Raw genomic sequence first — 14,748 nt, 5'->3', positions numbered from 1 at the left:
CCTGATGGTGTGGTGCTCACTCCTCCTCCGGGCCCCTGCCGGGTGAGCTCGTCGCGGGACTGAACACCACGCGGAACATCTTGGGCCAGAACTTGCCGGTGATCAGGAACTGGTTGGCGCCGGGGACGGCCGCCACGCCGTTCAGGACGGAACCGTTCACGCGTTCGTTCTCACGCAGCAGCCCTGTGGCATCGATGCTCGCCTTCACCGCACCGGTGGCGGGGTCGATGCGTACGATCCGTTCGGTGAACAGGACGTTGGCGTACACGGCGTCGCCGACGCATTCCAGTTCGTTCAGCTTCGCCACCGGTCGCCCGTTCTCCGTGACACCGATGTCGCCCGTCTTCGCGAGCGTCTTCGGGTGCCGGAACGTCAGCCGGGACGAACCGTCGCTCGTCACCAGCCTGTTCCTGGACCGCTGGTGGCACACCCCCCAGCCCTCGTCGGGGTACGGGACGCGGCGTACCTCCTCCAGTGTCGTCGCATCGCGCTCGACGGCGATCCTGTTCCGCCAGGTCAGCTGCCAGAGCGTCCGGCCGAGGACGGTGATCCCCTCGCCGAACAACGGCGCGGGCATATCCACACGGGCCGTGGGCCGACTGCCGGGTGGGCCCGCCCGTACCGACGACCGCCCGGCCAGACCAGTGCCTTCGTACAGCGTGTCACCGGCCATCTCCAGTCCCTGGGTGAAGGCCTGCGGATCGTGCGGCAGGACCTCGAGTACCTTGGCCCGCAACCGGTCGACACCGTCCGCGGGTGCCGACTCGGGCGCCGGGGCGCCGTCGGCGTGGGTCTCGGTGGCCGGACCAGAGGTGCGGCCTTCCGCTGCGTCCCCCGCCGTGCAGGACATGCAGCAGATGAGCAGCGCTCCCATCGCTGATGTCGGAACAGCCCGCAGTCTCGGCAATGTCGTCATTTTCTCCACTCTCCTCGGTCGAGTTCGAACCAGGCGCGGTGAGACGCCGGAGCCTTGGACCGAGACATGGATACACGGACGAATGCGGTGTCCGGCTGCCGGAGGGTGTGGCGTGCCAGGAGGTCGCCGGATGGTGTGACGCGCTCCGCCATGGCAGCAACACCGACCCCTGACAGGTGTGGCACGGACAGAGTGTCTGCCTCCAGGGCTGTTGGCCGGACCGATATTGGGGTGGCTCCCCGGATTGAGACGTTCGAGCCCCTATGTTCACCCGTGTACATAGGGAACAAACCCACCCTTTGGGTGTTTTCCTCGGTCTTATAAGGGGTGCAGCTTGGATCTCCACGGATTCCTGAAGGCTCTTGCCAGACGCTGGTTGACCGTCGCGGTCTGCTTGGCCCTCGCGATCGGCGCTGCGGTCGTCGTCACGGCATGCAGCACCGCCGTCTACGAGGCCAGGACGCAGCTCTTCGTCGCCACCCACACCGGTGAGGACACCACTCAGCTGAGCCAGGGACAGAGCTTCTCGCAGGCGCGGGTGCAGTCGTACGCCGCCATCGTGCCGACCCGCCAGGTGGCCGGGCCCGTGGTGCGTGAGCTGAAGCTGCGCACCACACCGGAAGAGCTGACGTCCCGGATCACCGCCGAGGCCCCGCTCAACACAGTGCTCATCAACATCACCGTCCGGGACACCGACCCCGAGCGTGCCGCGAACGTCGTCAACGCCGTCGCGGCGTCTTTCAGCGCCGTCGTGGAGCGGCTGGAGACACCTATGCCGGACCAGGCGGCGGCGCGCGAACAAGATGCGCCTGACCCCGTCTCACCTGTCTCGCTGGGCGTCACCCAGTACGCGGTCGCGCCCGCCGATCCCGTCTCGCCGCGCCCGTTGCTCAACCTGGCCGGCGGGGCGCTCGCCGGACTGCTGCTCGCCGCCGGACTCGTCGTCCTGCGTGAGACCCTCGACACCACCCTCAAGACCAGCCAGGCGCTCTCCGAGCTCACCGGTCTGCCGGGCCTCGGGGCCATTCCGTACGACAAGAGCGCCCCCGCACAACCACTCATCACCGCCGACAGTCACTCCCAGCGCGCCGAGGCGTTCCGCAAGCTGCGCACCAATCTGCAGTTCGCCCAGGTCGACGACCGTCCCCGGATCATCATGGTGACCAGTTCGGTGCCCGGCGAGGGCAAGACAAGCACCTCGGTGAACCTGGCCCTCTCCCTGGCCGAGGCGGGTGTCTCCACCTGCCTCGTGGACGCCGACCTACGCCGCCCGTGCGTGGCCAGGACCTTCGGCCTCGTCCAGGACGCCGGACTGACCACCGTGCTCATCGGGCAGGCCCGAGTCGAGGAAGTGATGCAACAGGTCGGCAACGGGCTCTCGGTGCTCGCCGGCGGTGCCGTGCCGCCGAACCCCACCGAGTTGCTTGCCTCGGCCCGTATGAACGAAGTCCTGCATGACCTGGCGAACAGGTACGAGGCGGTCATCGTCGACACGGCGCCGCTGCTGCCGGTAGCCGACACCCTCGGACTTGCCTCGCTGGCCCAGGGCACGCTGCTCGTCGTCCGGGCCTCGAAGACCAGCCGTGACCAGGTCCGCACCGCCACAGATGCGCTGGAACGGGTGGGCGGCCGCGTGCTCGGCACCGTCTTCAACATGGCCGTGCCGCCGAAGGGCGACCGCTACGGCACCTACGGGGCGTATGGCGAACTGCCCTCGCCCCGTTTGTCGGCCCATCAGAAGGAGGCCACCGTGGCGGACCTCGCGGGTGAGAAATGAGCCGAGGGCTGCTGGTCTGACGTGCGGCAGCGCACCTCGGCGGGTGCCGAGGACTGCCGCGCTGGCGGCTGGTCAGTACGGGCCAGACCCGGGGACACCCCGAGGAGGCTCTCCTTGACGGCGTCCCCGTCCTGCGACGGCCGGGACCAGTCGAGGCTGCCCGCGTTCTCAGGGCCGCGTTGACGGTCTGGGGCGATGCGGTCGGGTGAGTGGCCCGGTACAGCGCAGCGCCGCCCGCCACGTACGGCGCGGCCATGGAGGCGCCGGACATGGTGGTGTAGCCGCCGGCGAGGTAGGTCGACCGGATGCACACGCCCGCCGGGGTGCCGCTTCAGGTGGCTCAGCCACCGGTTGCGGTGCCGGAAGCACAGCACCAGCTGCAGGCTGAACGCTGGCCGCTGCGGGCAGATCCGGCACATCAACTCCTTCGGCGCCTCGGCGGCCAGCAGCGGTTCCGCCGCCCGCAGGAAATGAGACCGGCTCATCCCGCGCGCCTCCGCCTCCTGCCACTGGTCGGCGTGCACCGAGCACATCGCGTAGCGCCGCCAGCGCGACCGCGCGCAGTCGGAGACCGTGCAGTTCCACGGATAGACCGGGTGAGCCGGCGGGATCTTCAGCACCCCGCCGCGCAGCACCGGGTCGAACTCGGGCCCGCCGATCAGCGCGGTGAGCACCTTCAGCCGGTCCAGTCGTGTGCGGGCTTCCTGCAACAGCGGGGACGGCGCCCTCACTTGACCTCACCCCAGACCGTGCGGAGCGCGGCGTCGAAGGCGGGGTCATGGACGTCGACGTGACCGTAGACCTCATCGACCATGCGGCCGAGGCCCAGCCGCCGGCATCCCGGGCAATCAGCAGGTTGCCTCGGCGGCGTCGAGAACTGCGGAAGTAAAGCTGTGCCGGAATGCGTGGGGCTTCACGACCCCGGGACCGGCGCGTTTCCCGGCACGGCCGAGCATGCGACGGGCCCCCACCGGCGCCCATGGCTGCCCGGAGTCCGCGCCGTGCAACTGGACCAGGAGCATTCAGTGCCCAGCCTGTCCTCGTGGATACTCGCCGCCGGTGAGGTACTCGAAGCAGGCGTGCACCATGGCGGGACTGACACGCCAAGGATCCCCAGCATCGGCCTCACAACGCGCGCGCGGTCGTCCACGCGATCAAGGAGATCGAGCGGGACCTCGATGCGTCCGGAGCAGAGCGACGTGCTGACGGCCCCTCTCCAGGGCCGGGCGCATCCATGTGCGACAACGGCTTCGCCGATCAACTGAGCGCTGCCGAACTCACGGTACGACGGCTTATCTGGAAGCACGGCCAGGACCATGCTCTGGTCATCGCTGCGCGCATGGAACTTGCCGACCTCACTGGGCATAGCGGTGACGTGCGCGGAGCCGCCGAACTGTACGACCGGCTCGGTCGGGACTGCAGCGCCTGGTTCGGTCCGGGACACAGCCGCACGCTCGACGCCTTTGAAGGTATGGCGCGGTGGGTTAGCGCCTGAGGCGAGGAAACCCAGTAGTGCATGCAGCATGTCATGGGTATGGCCCGTGTTGGATCACCTGGAGTCTACCCGTCAGGCCCTGGCCTCTCCCTGCGGAAACCTCCGCTTCGATCGCCCCCCCCAGCATCATTCCGGCACGAGAGCGGCAACCCAGCACGGACAACCCCGCGGTCAGTAGTGATAGCGGGCTGCGAGGATCACGATCTCTTTGTCCGTGACCAGGTAGACGAGGCGATGCTCGTCATCGATCCGCCTCGACCACGCACCGGGCAAGTGGTACTTGAGCGGCTCGGGCTTGCCGATCCCCGTGAAGGGGTCACGCTTGACGTCCTCGATGAGCTTGTTGATCCGAGCGAGCATCTTGCGGTCGTTCTTGAGCCAGGACGTGTAGTCTTCCCAGCCCTGATCCTCGAAGACAAGCCTCACGCAGCACCCTCAGCAGGATCCGCCGCATCGGGATCAATCAGCTCGCGCTCCGAGACGTTGATGTTGCCCAGGGCATTCTCGTACGCCTTGAGCAGGCGACGTGCGTTCGCAGGCGAGCGCAGCAGGTACGAGCCCTCGCGCAGCGCCGCGTAGTCCTCTGCCGAGACGAGTACGGCGTTGCCATGCTTGGACACGATCTCGATGGCCTCGTGATCGTCGTTGACCTTCTTGATCAGCGGAAAGAGAGCCTTGCGGGCTTCGCTCGCAGTTATCGACATGGATTGACTCCCTCTACCAAGTGGTACCGAATAACGTACCACTAATGGCCGCCCGAAGCGAAGCTAAATGAGTGACAACCCGTCAGAAATCCCAGCACCATCCCAGCATCATCCCAGCACGGGAAAGAGCCAGGGGCCCGACTCCGACGAGTCGGACCCTTCTGGCCTGCGCATTTAACAAAGGCGACGTGGTGGATTTGCGCCTAAACGTTGAACCGGAACTCCACCACATCCCCGTCCTGCATGACGTAGTCCTTGCCCTCCATCCGCGCCTTGCCCTTCGCGCGGGCCTCCGCCACCGAACCGGTCTCCACCAGGTCGTGGAAGGAGATGACCTCCGCCTTGATGAAGCCCTTCTGGAAGTCGGTGTGGATGACTCCGGCGGCCTCGGGGGCGGTGGCGCCCTTCTTGATGGTCCAGGCGCGGGATTCCTTGGGGCCGGCCGTCAGGTAGGTCTGGAGGCCGAGGGTGTTGAAGCCGACGCGGGCCAGGGTGGTGAGGCCGGGCTCCTCGGTGCCGACGGACTGGAGGAGCTCCATGGCGTCCTCCTCGTCGAGCTCGGCGAGGTCCGCCTCCAGCTTGGCGTTGAGGAAGATCGCCTCGGCGGGGGCGACCAGGGCGCGCTGCTCGGCCTTGAAGTCGTCGTCGACCAGTTCGTCCTCGTCGACGTTGAAGACGTAGAGGAAGGGCTTGGTGGTGAGGAGGTGCAGGTCGTGCAGCAGCTCCTCGTTGCCGGAGCCCTGGACGATGCCCTGCGAGAAGAGGGTGTCGCCCCTCTCCAGGATGTCCTTCGCCTCCTCGACCGCCGCGACCTTCGGACCGACGTCCTTCTTGATGCGCGACTCCTTCTGGAGGCGCGGCAGGACCTTCTCGATCGTCTGGAGGTCCGCGAGGATCAGCTCGGTGTTGATCGTCTCGATGTCGTCCTTGGGCGAGACCTTGCCGTCCACGTGGACGACGTTCTCGTCCTTGAAGGCGCGGATGACCTGGCAGATCGCGTCGGACTCACGGATGTTCGCGAGGAACTTGTTGCCCAGGCCCTCGCCCTCGGAGGCGCCCTTCACGATGCCCGCGATGTCGACGAAGTCGACCGTCGCCGGGAGGATGCGCTGGGAGCCGAAGATCTCCGCCAGCTTGCCCAGACGGGCGTCGGGGACGCCGACCACACCGACGTTCGGCTCGATCGTGGCGAACGGGTAGTTGGCCGCCAGCACGTCGTTCTTGGTCAGGGCGTTGAACAGGGTCGACTTGCCGACATTCGGCAGTCCGACGATTCCGATCGTGAGCGACACGGTGCGACTTCCCGGAGTGAGAGGGCTGGCGTGAGGACCGGGGGCGGGCCCCCGGCGGCGGGCCCTGGGCCCTGTCGTCACATGCCCGTCGTCCGCCCGGAGGCGGGCCCCGCGCCCGCCGCGGTAGCGGCTGATGTGGCTGTGGGAGCGTGGTCTCGGTGCGCCGGGCGCGGGCCCTCGTACTGGTGGTACGCGGGTCTGCGCCCGGTGCGGCGAGCGTGCGTGCGATGGCGCCGCGGGGCAGGCGGGAATGTGACGACAGGGCCCAGGGGGCCGATCCACCAGTCTACGGCGTACCCGCACCCGCACCGGCGACGTATCGAACGCTTGGCCAAGGTCCGGTCGACGGCGTGTCTGAGGGCCGATTCGGCACATAAACCGACCTAAGTTGGTGCAGTGGAGCAACACAGGACACGAACCCCGCACGACGGAACGCGACGCGGTGTGCCGCCGCCCCTGCCTCCGCAGGCGGCTCGGGGCGGTGCCGGGGCCGGCAGAACCGGTTCGTCGGCGGCGCGGGCAGGCGGGACGCCGCGGCGGCCGACAGCGGCGGCAGCAGCAGCGGTACGGCCGACCGGGCCGCCGCCGATCGTCCAGGCCGTACGGCGGATGCCCAATCCCCGGCTCACCGGGCTCGGCGGCGGGCTGTTCTGCGGGGCTCTGATGTTCGCGCTCGGCTGCCTCGACCAGCTGCTGTTCGGGGCGTCGCTCACGGTGTACGGCGTGCTGTTCCTGCCGGTGTGCGTCGTGACCGCCGTCTGGATCCGGCGGGGCGATCTGCTGACCGCGCCCATCGTCGTACCGATCGCCTTCGCCGTGGGGCTCCTCCCCGTGGCCGAGAGCGGGCAGGGCGTCAGCGGTCGCCTGATGGGCCTCTTCACCGCACTCGCCACACAGGCCGGGTGGCTGTACGGGGGCACGCTGGTCGCCGGCTCGATCGCGACGGTGCGGAAGATTCGCCTGATGAACCGCCGGTCCACCAGAAACCGTCCGCCCGTCTGACCCGGCTCGGCCCGGCCCGGCCTCGAAGAGGTCTAGCTTCCCTTCACCGCGTGCATCGCCGCCCCCACGATCCCCGCGTTGTTCAGCAGCTGCGCCGGGACGATCTCCGCCTTGATGTCCTCGATGTGGTGCAGGAACTTCTGTGACTTGCGGCTGACGCCGCCGCCGATGATGAACAGCTCCGGCGAGAAGAGCATCTCGACGTGGGCGAGGTACCTCTGGACGCGGTGGGCCCAGTGCTCCCACGTCAGTTCCTCGTCCTCCTTGGCCTTGCTGGAGGCGCGCTTCTCCGCGTCGTGGCCGTGCAGCTCCAGGTGACCCAGCTCGGTGTTGGGGACGAGGACGCCGTCGACGAAGAGGGCGCTGCCGATGCCGGTGCCGAAGGTGAGGAGGACGACGGTGCCCTTGCGGCCCTGGCCGGCGCCGAAGTTCATCTCCGCGACGCCCGCCGCGTCCGCGTCGTTGACCACCGTCACCGGCAGGCCGCCCAGGCGGCCGCTGAACAACGCGCCCGCGTCCTTGTCGATCCAGCTCTTGTCGACGTTTGCCGCCGTACGGATCGTGGCGCCGCCGGTGACCACGCCCGGGAAGGTGAGCCCGACCGGCCCGGTCCAGCCGAAGTGGTCGACGACCTGCTTGACGCCGTCGGCCACTCCTTCCGGGGTCGCCGGGTGCGGAGTCAGCACCTTGTAACGCTCGTCCGCCAGGTCGCCCCTGTCCAGGTCCACAGGGGCGCCCTTGATCCCGGATCCACCGATGTCCACGCCGAAGATCTGCATGGCCCTACGTTACGACGGACGACTTACAGTCACTCCGCCGAGGTGCGTTCACAGCGCGGCCGAGCCGCTCTCACACAGCTCTCACACACCTTCGCCACCGGCTGCGGCACGCTGCTTCATCAGCGCCGCCGCCTCCTCGCGCAGATCGCGGCGCAGCTCCTTCGGCAGCGAGAAGGTGATGGACTCCTCCGCCGCCCTGACCAGCTCGACGTCCTCGAACCCGCGCTGCGACAGCCACTCCAGAACCTGCTCGACCAGGATCTCCGGCACGGAGGCGCCGGAGGTGACGCCGACCGTGGACACGCCCTCCAGCCACGCCTCCTCGATCTCGTCGGCGAAGTCCACGAGGTAGGCCTCGCGGGAGCCGGCGAGCTTGGCGACCTCGACGAGCCGCTTGGAGTTGGAGGAGTTGCGGGAGCCGACGACGATCACCAGCTCGGCCTCGGCGCCCATCTGCTTCACCGCGAGCTGACGGTTCTGCGTGGCGTAGCAGATGTCGTCGCTGGGCGGGGAGATGAGCTGCGGGAACTTCTCCTTCAGGGCGTCGACGGTCTCCATGGTCTCGTCGACGGACAGGGTGGTCTGGGACAGCCAGACGACCTTCGACTCGTCACGGACCTCGACCTTGGCGACGTCCTCGGGGCCGTCGACGAGCTGGATGTGCTCGGGGGCCTCGCCGGAGGTGCCGATGACCTCCTCGTGGCCCTCGTGCCCGATCAGGAGGATGTCGTAGTCCTCGCCCGCGAAGCGGACGGCCTCCTTGTGGACCTTGGTGACCAGCGGGCAGGTCGCGTCGATGGTGGCGAGCCGGCCCTGCTTGGCCTCGTCGTGGACGGTCGGTGCGACGCCGTGCGCGGAGAACATGACGATGTTGCCCGGAGGCACCTCTTCCGTCTGTTCGACGAAGATGGCGCCCTTCTTCTCCAAGGTCTGCACGACGTACTTGTTGTGGACGATCTCGTGCCGGACGTAGACCGGAGCGCCGTACTGCTCCAGGGCTTTCTCGACGGCGATCACGGCGCGGTCCACACCCGCGCAGTAGCCACGGGGGGCGGCGAGCAGGACACGGCGGCCAGGCGAAGCAGTCATGCCCCCCATCGTAAGGCCGCGTACGGCGGGTCAAAGATCGCGTGTGTGCCGGGTTGGTGGTGAGACGGGTGGTGACCCGGGCGGTTTCGCCCCCGCCGCGCATAGGCCCGGGGATCTGGGGGCGGAGCCCTCAGTGACGGGGCGTTGTCGTACCGGGCCGTTACCCTCGCGGCATGGCTGTCAACACGTCGCCCGAGACGCCCCTGCCCGTCGGTGAGGTCTCGCGGCTCATCGGGGGGTGGATCGACCGGCTCGGGGCCGTGTGGGTGGAGGGGCAGATCACCCAGTTGTCGCGGCGGCCGGGCGCGGGGGTCGTGTTTCTGACGTTGCGTGATCCGTCGTACGACATCTCCGTCGGCGTCACCTGTTATCGCCAGGTGTTCGACTCCGTCGCCGATGTCGTCAGCGAGGGCGCGCGGGTCGTCGTCCTCGCGAAGCCCGAGTGGTACGCCCCGCGGGGGCAACTGTCGTTGCGGGCCGCCGAGATCAGGCCCGTCGGCGTCGGCGAGCTGCTCGCGCGGCTCGAGCAGTTGAAGAAGGCCCTCACCGCCGAGGGACTGTTCGCGGCCGAGCGGAAGAAGCCGCTGCCCTTCCTGCCCCAGCTCGTCGGGCTGGTCTGCGGGCGGGCCTCCGCCGCGGAGCGGGACGTGCTGGAGAACGCCCGGCACCGCTGGCCGGCCGTCCGCTTCGAGGTGCGCAACGTGGCCGTGCAGGGCGTGCACGCCGTACCGCAGGTCGTCCAGGCCGTGAAGGAGCTCGACGAGAACGACGAGGTGGACGTGATCGTCGTCGCGCGCGGGGGCGGCAGCGTGGAGGACCTGCTGCCCTTCTCCGACGAGCAGCTCATCAGGACCGTCGCGGAATGCCGTACCCCCGTCGTGTCCGCCATCGGGCACGAACCCGACACGCCGCTCCTCGACTACGTCGCCGACCTGCGCGCCTCCACCCCGACCGACGCCGCGAAGCAGGTCGTACCGGACGTCGGCGAGGAGTACGAGCGGGTACGGCTGCTGCGGGACCGGGCCCGGCGGTGTGTGCAGGCGTTCGTGGACCGGGAGGAACGCGGGCTCGCCCAGGCGCTCGCCCGGCCGGTGATAGAGGATCCGCACCGGATGATCGACGAACGGGCCGACCAGGTCGCGTCCCTGCTCGACCGCGGCCGGCGCACCCTCGGCCATCACCTCGACCGCGCCGACTCCGAGCTGACGCACACGCACGCACGCGTGGTGGGCCTCTCCCCCGCCGCCACCCTCAAGCGGGGGTACGCGGTGCTGCAGAAGACCGACGGGCACGTCGTCCGGGACCCGGGCGAGGTCACGGGGGACGAGGTCCTGCGCGCGCGGGTCGCCGAGGGTGAGTTCGTGGTTCGAGTCGATGCATAGGGTGGGCGAATGAGCAGCAAGACGGACGAGGCGCTCGGGTACGAGCAGGCGCGGGACGAGCTGATCGACGTCGTACGGCGGCTGGAGGCGGGCGGTACGACGCTGGAGGAGTCCCTGGCGCTCTGGGAGCGGGGCGAGGAACTGGCGAAGGTGTGCCGGCGCTGGCTGGAGGGGGCGCGGGCGCGGCTGAACGCGGCCCTCGCGGAGGAGGAAGAGCAGGCGGACCGGGGAGGGGCCGAGGCCGCCGAGTAGCGCCGGGCATCCGAAGCTGTGCGGCGAACCTGTGAGGCGGATCACCACGGTCCGGTTTTTGTTGAAGGTTGAACTTCACTGACGTACGGTCGATGACGTCAGCCGGTCCGGTTTCTCCGGATCCGACGTACGTCCCCGAGAAGGTTCACGCATGTCAATCGTTCTTGACCCCGCCGCCCAGGACCTCCTGTTCCGTGAGGCCCGTACCGCGAACACCTTCACCGACGAGCCGGTGACCGACGAGCAGGTGCAGGCGATCTACGACCTGGTCAAGTACGGCCCGACCGCTTTCAACCAGTCCCCGCTGCGCATCACCCTGGTCCGCTCCGCCGAGGCCCGCGAGCGCCTGGTCCAGCACATGGCCGAGGGCAACCAGCCGAAGACCGCCACCGCCCCGCTGGTCGCGATCCTCGCCGCGGACAACGAGTTCCACGAGGAGCTGCCGGAGCTCTTCCCGCACTTCCCGCAGGCCAAGGACGTCTTCTTCGGCGAGCGCTCCGCCCGTGAGGGTGCCGCCACGCTGAACGCCGCCCTGCAGGCCGCGTACTTCATCATCGGCATCCGCGCCGCGGGCCTCGCCGCCGGTCCGATGACCGGTCTGGACTTCGAGGGTGTCCGCAAGGAGTTCCTGGACGACGACCACACCCCGCTGATGGTCGTCAACATCGGCACCCCGGGCGAGGACGCCTGGTTCCCGCGCTCCCCGCGTCTGGCGTACGACGAGGTCGTCACCACCGTCTGAGCGGTTCGGATCCACAGAATCTCAGCTCCATGGCTCCATAGCTCCATAGCTCTATAGCTCCACAGAAGAAGGCCCCCGGCTGCGATGCCGGGGGCCTTCTTCGCGTCCTGGGGGCTCACGCCATCTTCAGGGCCCCGGCCATCTCCGCCAGCCGGCCGATCGTGCCGGTGCCCGCCACCACCGTCGTCACGCCGTCGCCCTGGTGCACGAGCGCGTCGTATCGGCCGCCCGTGTAGCGCGTCCAGGTGCGGCCGTCGATCTCCTGGGTGGTCTTCGTCGCTTCGGCGCCCTGGCTGGCCTCGTCGATGAACGTCGACGGCTTCTGAGTCGACTGCTCGACCTGGACGTACTCCCCGTCGGGCGCGTGGAAGCCCAGGTGCCAGGCGTCGAAGTTGTCGCCCTGGAAGCGGACGGAGGTGGCCTTCCAGTCGGAGGAGAGGCCCTCGGGCGCGGCCACCGGGTAGGAGGCCGCCCGGCGCGCCGTGAGCAGCTCGACGCGGTAGTCGACCGTCTTGATCTCCGGAGCGGAGTCGTCGTGCGGGATGAAGAGGTAGATGACACCCGCCATGAGCCCGATCAGACCCAAGGAGAGGATCATGTCCCGGACCGTCTTCTGCTTACCGTTCGAACCTGCCACGTCCCTATCGTCGCAGGTGCCCTGGTCCGCTCATCCGTGGGGCCCCCTGCTCATTTTGTCTGCCTGACGATAGAGTCGGGCCCATACCCTCATCCGGCCGTCGCCGTATCAGAAAGGTGCGCTCCGATGACCGAGCATCATCATCTGCCGTCCGAGCTCGAGGTTCCCTCCGAGGCTCCCGACCGCAACCTCGCCCTGGAACTCGTACGGGTGACCGAAGCCGCGGCGATGGCCGCGGGCCGCTGGGTCGGGCGTGGCGACAAGAACGGCGCCGACGGTGCCGCGGTTCGAGCCATGCGGACCCTCGTCTCCACCGTCTCGATGAACGGCGTCGTAGTCATCGGGGAGGGCGAGAAGGACGAAGCCCCGATGCTCTTCAACGGGGAGCGCGTCGGCGACGGGACCGGTCCCGAGTGCGACATCGCCGTCGACCCGATCGACGGCACCACGCTGACCGCGAAGGGCATGACGAACGCGATCGCGGTGCTGGCCGCCGCCGACCGCGGGTCGATGTTCGACCCGTCCGCCGTCTTCTACATGGACAAACTGGTCACCGGGCCCGAGGCCGCCGACTTCGTCGACATCAACGCGCCCGTGTCCGTGAACATCCGCCGGGTCGCCAAGGCCAAGCGGTCCACGCCCGAGGACGTCACCGTCGTCATCCTGGACCGGCCGCGGCACGCGGGCCTCATCGAGGAGGTCCGCGAGACCGGCGCGCGCATCAGGCTGATCTCCGACGGCGACGTGGCCGGCTCGATCCTGGCGCTGCGCGAAGGCACCGGCGTCGACCTGCTGCTCGGCGTCGGCGGCACGCCGGAGGGCATCATCTCGGCCTGTGCCGTGAAGTGTCTGGGCGGCACGATCCAGGGCAAGCTGTGGCCGAAGGACGACGAGGAGCGGCAGCGGGCCATCGACGCGGGGCACGATCTGGACCGGGTGCTGACGACCGACGACCTGGTGTCCGGCGAGAACGTGTTCTTCGTGGCGACGGGCATCACCGACGGCGAGCTGCTGCGGGGCGTGCGGTACCGGTCGGAGACCGCGACCACCGACTCGATCGTGATGCGGTCGAAGTCCGGGACGGTGCGTCGGATCGACTCGGAGCACCGGCTGAGCAAGCTGCGGGCCTACAGCGCGATCGACTTCGACCGGGCCAAGTAGGCACGTCCGGGCGAAGTGAGCACGTCCGGGCGAAGTGAGCACGTCCGACCAGCGTCGATGGGGCGCCCCCGGTGCGGTGGGGGCGCCCCATCGGCGTATGCCGGGCGGGCCGGTCAGCCCGCTGCGGCTATGCGCTCCGCCGACCTCGCGGCCTTTTTCAGCTCCAGGTCGCGGCGGCGGCGCCTCGCCAGGACCACTCGGCGTTCGGCGGCGGTAAGTCCGCCCCAGACGCCGTACGGTTCCGGTTGCAGGAGCGCGTGCTCGCGGCACTCGACCATGACCGGGCAGCCCGAACAGACTCGTTTCGCGGCCTGCTCGCGGGAGAGCCGGGCGGCGGTGGGCTCTTTGGACGGTGCGAAGAACAGGCCGGCCTCGTCGCGCCGGCACACCGCCTCGGTGTGCCAGGGTGCGTCTTGGTCCCTGTCCCGCACTGGCACCCGCTGGGCCGGAACGGCAGCTACCTGCAGGGACGAATGCGGCGGTTGCAGCACGGTCTACTCCTGACGACGGCTTCGCGAGCGAGCGACGATGCAGCAAGGCCTACCCGCTGTGCGCGCGCCTATGCACTGAGTTCCGAACCGCTGGATTCCCGTAGGGATGTGCGCGCTTCGGGCGCGACAGGCGATGATCCCCTCCCCTCCCATCCGCTTCACATCCCGGTCGAATTCACAACCGTCAATGATCCAGGTGCTTGCGCAAACTCTTGTCGACCTTGCGGTGCACGCGGTCGAGGATGTCCGCGACGAGCTTGCCGCGCTTGGGCTTGCCCTCGATGTTGCCGAGCACGGCCCAGCCGTCCACGTAGACCACGGGGGCCTCGGGGTCGGCCGAATCGAGCGTGTCCACCTCGAAGTTCCCGAGGACGCCGCCGCCGGTGCCGCGCAGCGACACGTTCTCCGGGACGCGGACCTCGACGTTGCCGAAGACCGAGACCGCCTTGATGACGACCTGCCGGTACTCGAAGATCGCCTCGCTCAGATCGATCTCCACGCTGCCGAAGACGGCGTACGCGTGGATACGGCGGCCCGCTCGCCAGCGGCCCTTGCGGACGGCGCTGCTGAAGACCGCGACCACGTTGTCGTCCGGGTCGTGCGGGATGGCGTCGGTGGGGCGGTTGGGGGCCGGGTTGTAGACAGGGGCGGCCCGGCGCTCGTGGGCGGCCGGCAGGTCCCGTATGAAGACCTCCAGTTCGCCCACCGTCTTGGCGTTCAGCACCCCCTCGACGCGCTCCGCGTGCTCGTCGGCGGTGAGGCGGCCCTCGGCGAGGGCCTCGCGCAATATGTCGGCGATCCGGTCGCGGTCGGCGTCCGAGGCGCGCAGTCCGGCGGGGGACTGCGGCTGCGGTTCGGTGTGCTTCTGAAGGTCCACGGCAGCAGCGTACCCAAACGCGATAGATCGCGACTAGGGCTGTGGACAACCTTGACCCGGCTCGATCCGGCTGGATCCGGCCAACTGAGGATTACCTCACAAGAGTGCTGTCGGTGGCAGGTTCTACGCTGGTGGGCGCTGCCAATGGAGGC

16 protein-coding genes and 1 pseudogene are annotated in these 14,748 nt (G+C 68.9%); 7 read left to right on the top strand and 10 right to left on the bottom strand.

Annotated elements, in window-relative coordinates; genetic code table 11:
* Positions 1–16 precede the first annotated feature (16 nt).
* Positions 17–916 (bottom strand): glutaminyl-peptide cyclotransferase, encoded by a 900-nt coding sequence (locus QFZ76_RS32820; protein ID WP_307677083.1) that lies wholly within the window; start codon positions 914–916, stop codon positions 17–19.
* Between the two features lie 334 nt (positions 917–1,250).
* On the opposite strand from QFZ76_RS32820, the gene QFZ76_RS32815 reads away from it, so the two are divergent.
* Positions 1,251–2,693 (top strand): polysaccharide biosynthesis tyrosine autokinase, encoded by a 1,443-nt coding sequence (locus tag QFZ76_RS32815; protein ID WP_307677082.1) that lies wholly within the window; start codon positions 1,251–1,253, stop codon positions 2,691–2,693.
* 211 nt (positions 2,694–2,904) lie between these two features.
* Here QFZ76_RS32815 and QFZ76_RS32810 read toward each other — a convergent pair.
* Positions 2,905–2,949: pseudogene (locus QFZ76_RS32810) on the bottom strand (hypothetical protein); the annotation flags it as partial.
* 978 nt (positions 2,950–3,927) lie between these two features.
* Between QFZ76_RS32810 and QFZ76_RS32805 the strand changes: the two are divergent.
* Positions 3,928–4,188, top strand: coding sequence for a hypothetical protein (locus tag QFZ76_RS32805; RefSeq protein WP_307677081.1), 261 nt, complete (start codon positions 3,928–3,930; stop codon positions 4,186–4,188).
* A 171-nt stretch (positions 4,189–4,359) separates the two neighbouring features.
* On the opposite strand, the gene QFZ76_RS32800 is transcribed toward QFZ76_RS32805, so the two are convergent.
* The 3 genes from QFZ76_RS32800 to ychF form a co-directional block, all read right to left on the bottom strand.
* Positions 4,360–4,614 (bottom strand): Txe/YoeB family addiction module toxin, encoded by a 255-nt coding sequence (locus tag QFZ76_RS32800; RefSeq protein ID WP_009321768.1) that lies wholly within the window; start codon positions 4,612–4,614, stop codon positions 4,360–4,362.
* Entirely contained in the window at positions 4,611–4,892 is a 282-nt protein-coding gene (locus QFZ76_RS32795; protein WP_066983759.1) for a type II toxin-antitoxin system Phd/YefM family antitoxin, read from the bottom strand. Before QFZ76_RS32795 ends, QFZ76_RS32800 begins: the two co-directional genes overlap by 4 nt.
* A gap of 203 nt (positions 4,893–5,095) precedes the next feature.
* Positions 5,096–6,184: a redox-regulated ATPase YchF gene (gene ychF, locus QFZ76_RS32790; protein ID WP_307677080.1), complete on the bottom strand. Its 1,089-nt coding sequence runs from the start codon at positions 6,182–6,184 to the stop codon at positions 5,096–5,098.
* A 396-nt stretch (positions 6,185–6,580) separates the two neighbouring features.
* Here ychF and QFZ76_RS32785 point away from each other — a divergent pair, with 396 nt between their 5' ends.
* On the top strand, positions 6,581–7,186 hold the full coding sequence (locus QFZ76_RS32785; RefSeq protein WP_307677079.1) for a DUF6542 domain-containing protein: 606 nt from the start codon (positions 6,581–6,583) through the stop codon (positions 7,184–7,186).
* A gap of 32 nt (positions 7,187–7,218) precedes the next feature.
* Here QFZ76_RS32785 and ppgK read toward each other — a convergent pair whose 3' ends face one another.
* Together ppgK and QFZ76_RS32775 are read right to left on the bottom strand one after the other, a co-directional pair.
* Positions 7,219–7,965 carry a polyphosphate--glucose phosphotransferase gene (gene ppgK / locus QFZ76_RS32780; protein ID WP_307677078.1) on the bottom strand — a complete coding sequence of 249 codons (747 nt, stop codon included), beginning with the start codon at positions 7,963–7,965 and terminating at the stop codon, positions 7,219–7,221.
* 81 nt (positions 7,966–8,046) lie between these two features.
* Positions 8,047–9,063 (bottom strand): 4-hydroxy-3-methylbut-2-enyl diphosphate reductase, encoded by a 1,017-nt coding sequence (locus QFZ76_RS32775; RefSeq protein WP_307677077.1) that lies wholly within the window; start codon positions 9,061–9,063, stop codon positions 8,047–8,049.
* A gap of 164 nt (positions 9,064–9,227) precedes the next feature.
* On the opposite strand from QFZ76_RS32775, the gene xseA reads away from it, so the two are divergent.
* From xseA to QFZ76_RS32760, 3 genes are all read left to right on the top strand, one after another.
* Positions 9,228–10,436: an exodeoxyribonuclease VII large subunit gene (xseA, locus tag QFZ76_RS32770; protein ID WP_307677076.1), complete on the top strand. Its 1,209-nt coding sequence runs from the start codon at positions 9,228–9,230 to the stop codon at positions 10,434–10,436.
* Between the two features lie 9 nt (positions 10,437–10,445).
* Entirely contained in the window at positions 10,446–10,688 is a 243-nt protein-coding gene (locus QFZ76_RS32765) for an exodeoxyribonuclease VII small subunit (RefSeq protein ID WP_307677075.1), read from the top strand.
* Positions 10,689–10,839: 151 nt separating this feature from the next.
* Positions 10,840–11,430, top strand: a complete 591-nt coding sequence (locus QFZ76_RS32760) for a malonic semialdehyde reductase (RefSeq protein ID WP_307677074.1) — start codon at positions 10,840–10,842, stop codon at positions 11,428–11,430.
* A gap of 115 nt (positions 11,431–11,545) precedes the next feature.
* Here the strand turns inward: QFZ76_RS32760 and QFZ76_RS32755 are convergent, their stop codons facing one another.
* Positions 11,546–12,067, bottom strand: coding sequence for a DUF4245 domain-containing protein (locus QFZ76_RS32755; RefSeq protein WP_266434258.1), 522 nt, complete (start codon positions 12,065–12,067; stop codon positions 11,546–11,548).
* 126 nt (positions 12,068–12,193) lie between these two features.
* On the opposite strand from QFZ76_RS32755, the gene glpX reads away from it, so the two are divergent.
* Positions 12,194–13,228, top strand: coding sequence for a class II fructose-bisphosphatase (gene glpX / locus QFZ76_RS32750; RefSeq protein WP_266434260.1), 1,035 nt, complete (start codon positions 12,194–12,196; stop codon positions 13,226–13,228).
* A 113-nt stretch (positions 13,229–13,341) separates the two neighbouring features.
* Here glpX and QFZ76_RS32745 read toward each other — a convergent pair whose 3' ends face one another.
* Together QFZ76_RS32745 and QFZ76_RS32740 are read right to left on the bottom strand one after the other, a co-directional pair.
* On the bottom strand, positions 13,342–13,719 hold the full coding sequence (locus QFZ76_RS32745; protein ID WP_307677073.1) for a WhiB family transcriptional regulator: 378 nt from the start codon (positions 13,717–13,719) through the stop codon (positions 13,342–13,344).
* A gap of 184 nt (positions 13,720–13,903) precedes the next feature.
* Positions 13,904–14,596, bottom strand: a complete 693-nt coding sequence (locus QFZ76_RS32740; RefSeq protein ID WP_266434264.1) for a DUF1707 domain-containing protein — start codon at positions 14,594–14,596, stop codon at positions 13,904–13,906.
* Between the last annotated feature and the right edge of the window lie 152 nt (positions 14,597–14,748).

Source organism: Streptomyces sp. V4I2 (assembly GCF_030817655.1).
GTDB classification, from domain to species: Bacteria; Actinomycetota; Actinomycetes; order Streptomycetales; family Streptomycetaceae; genus Streptomyces; species Streptomyces plumbiresistens.
This window is presented reverse-complemented; position numbering and strand designations above follow the sequence as displayed.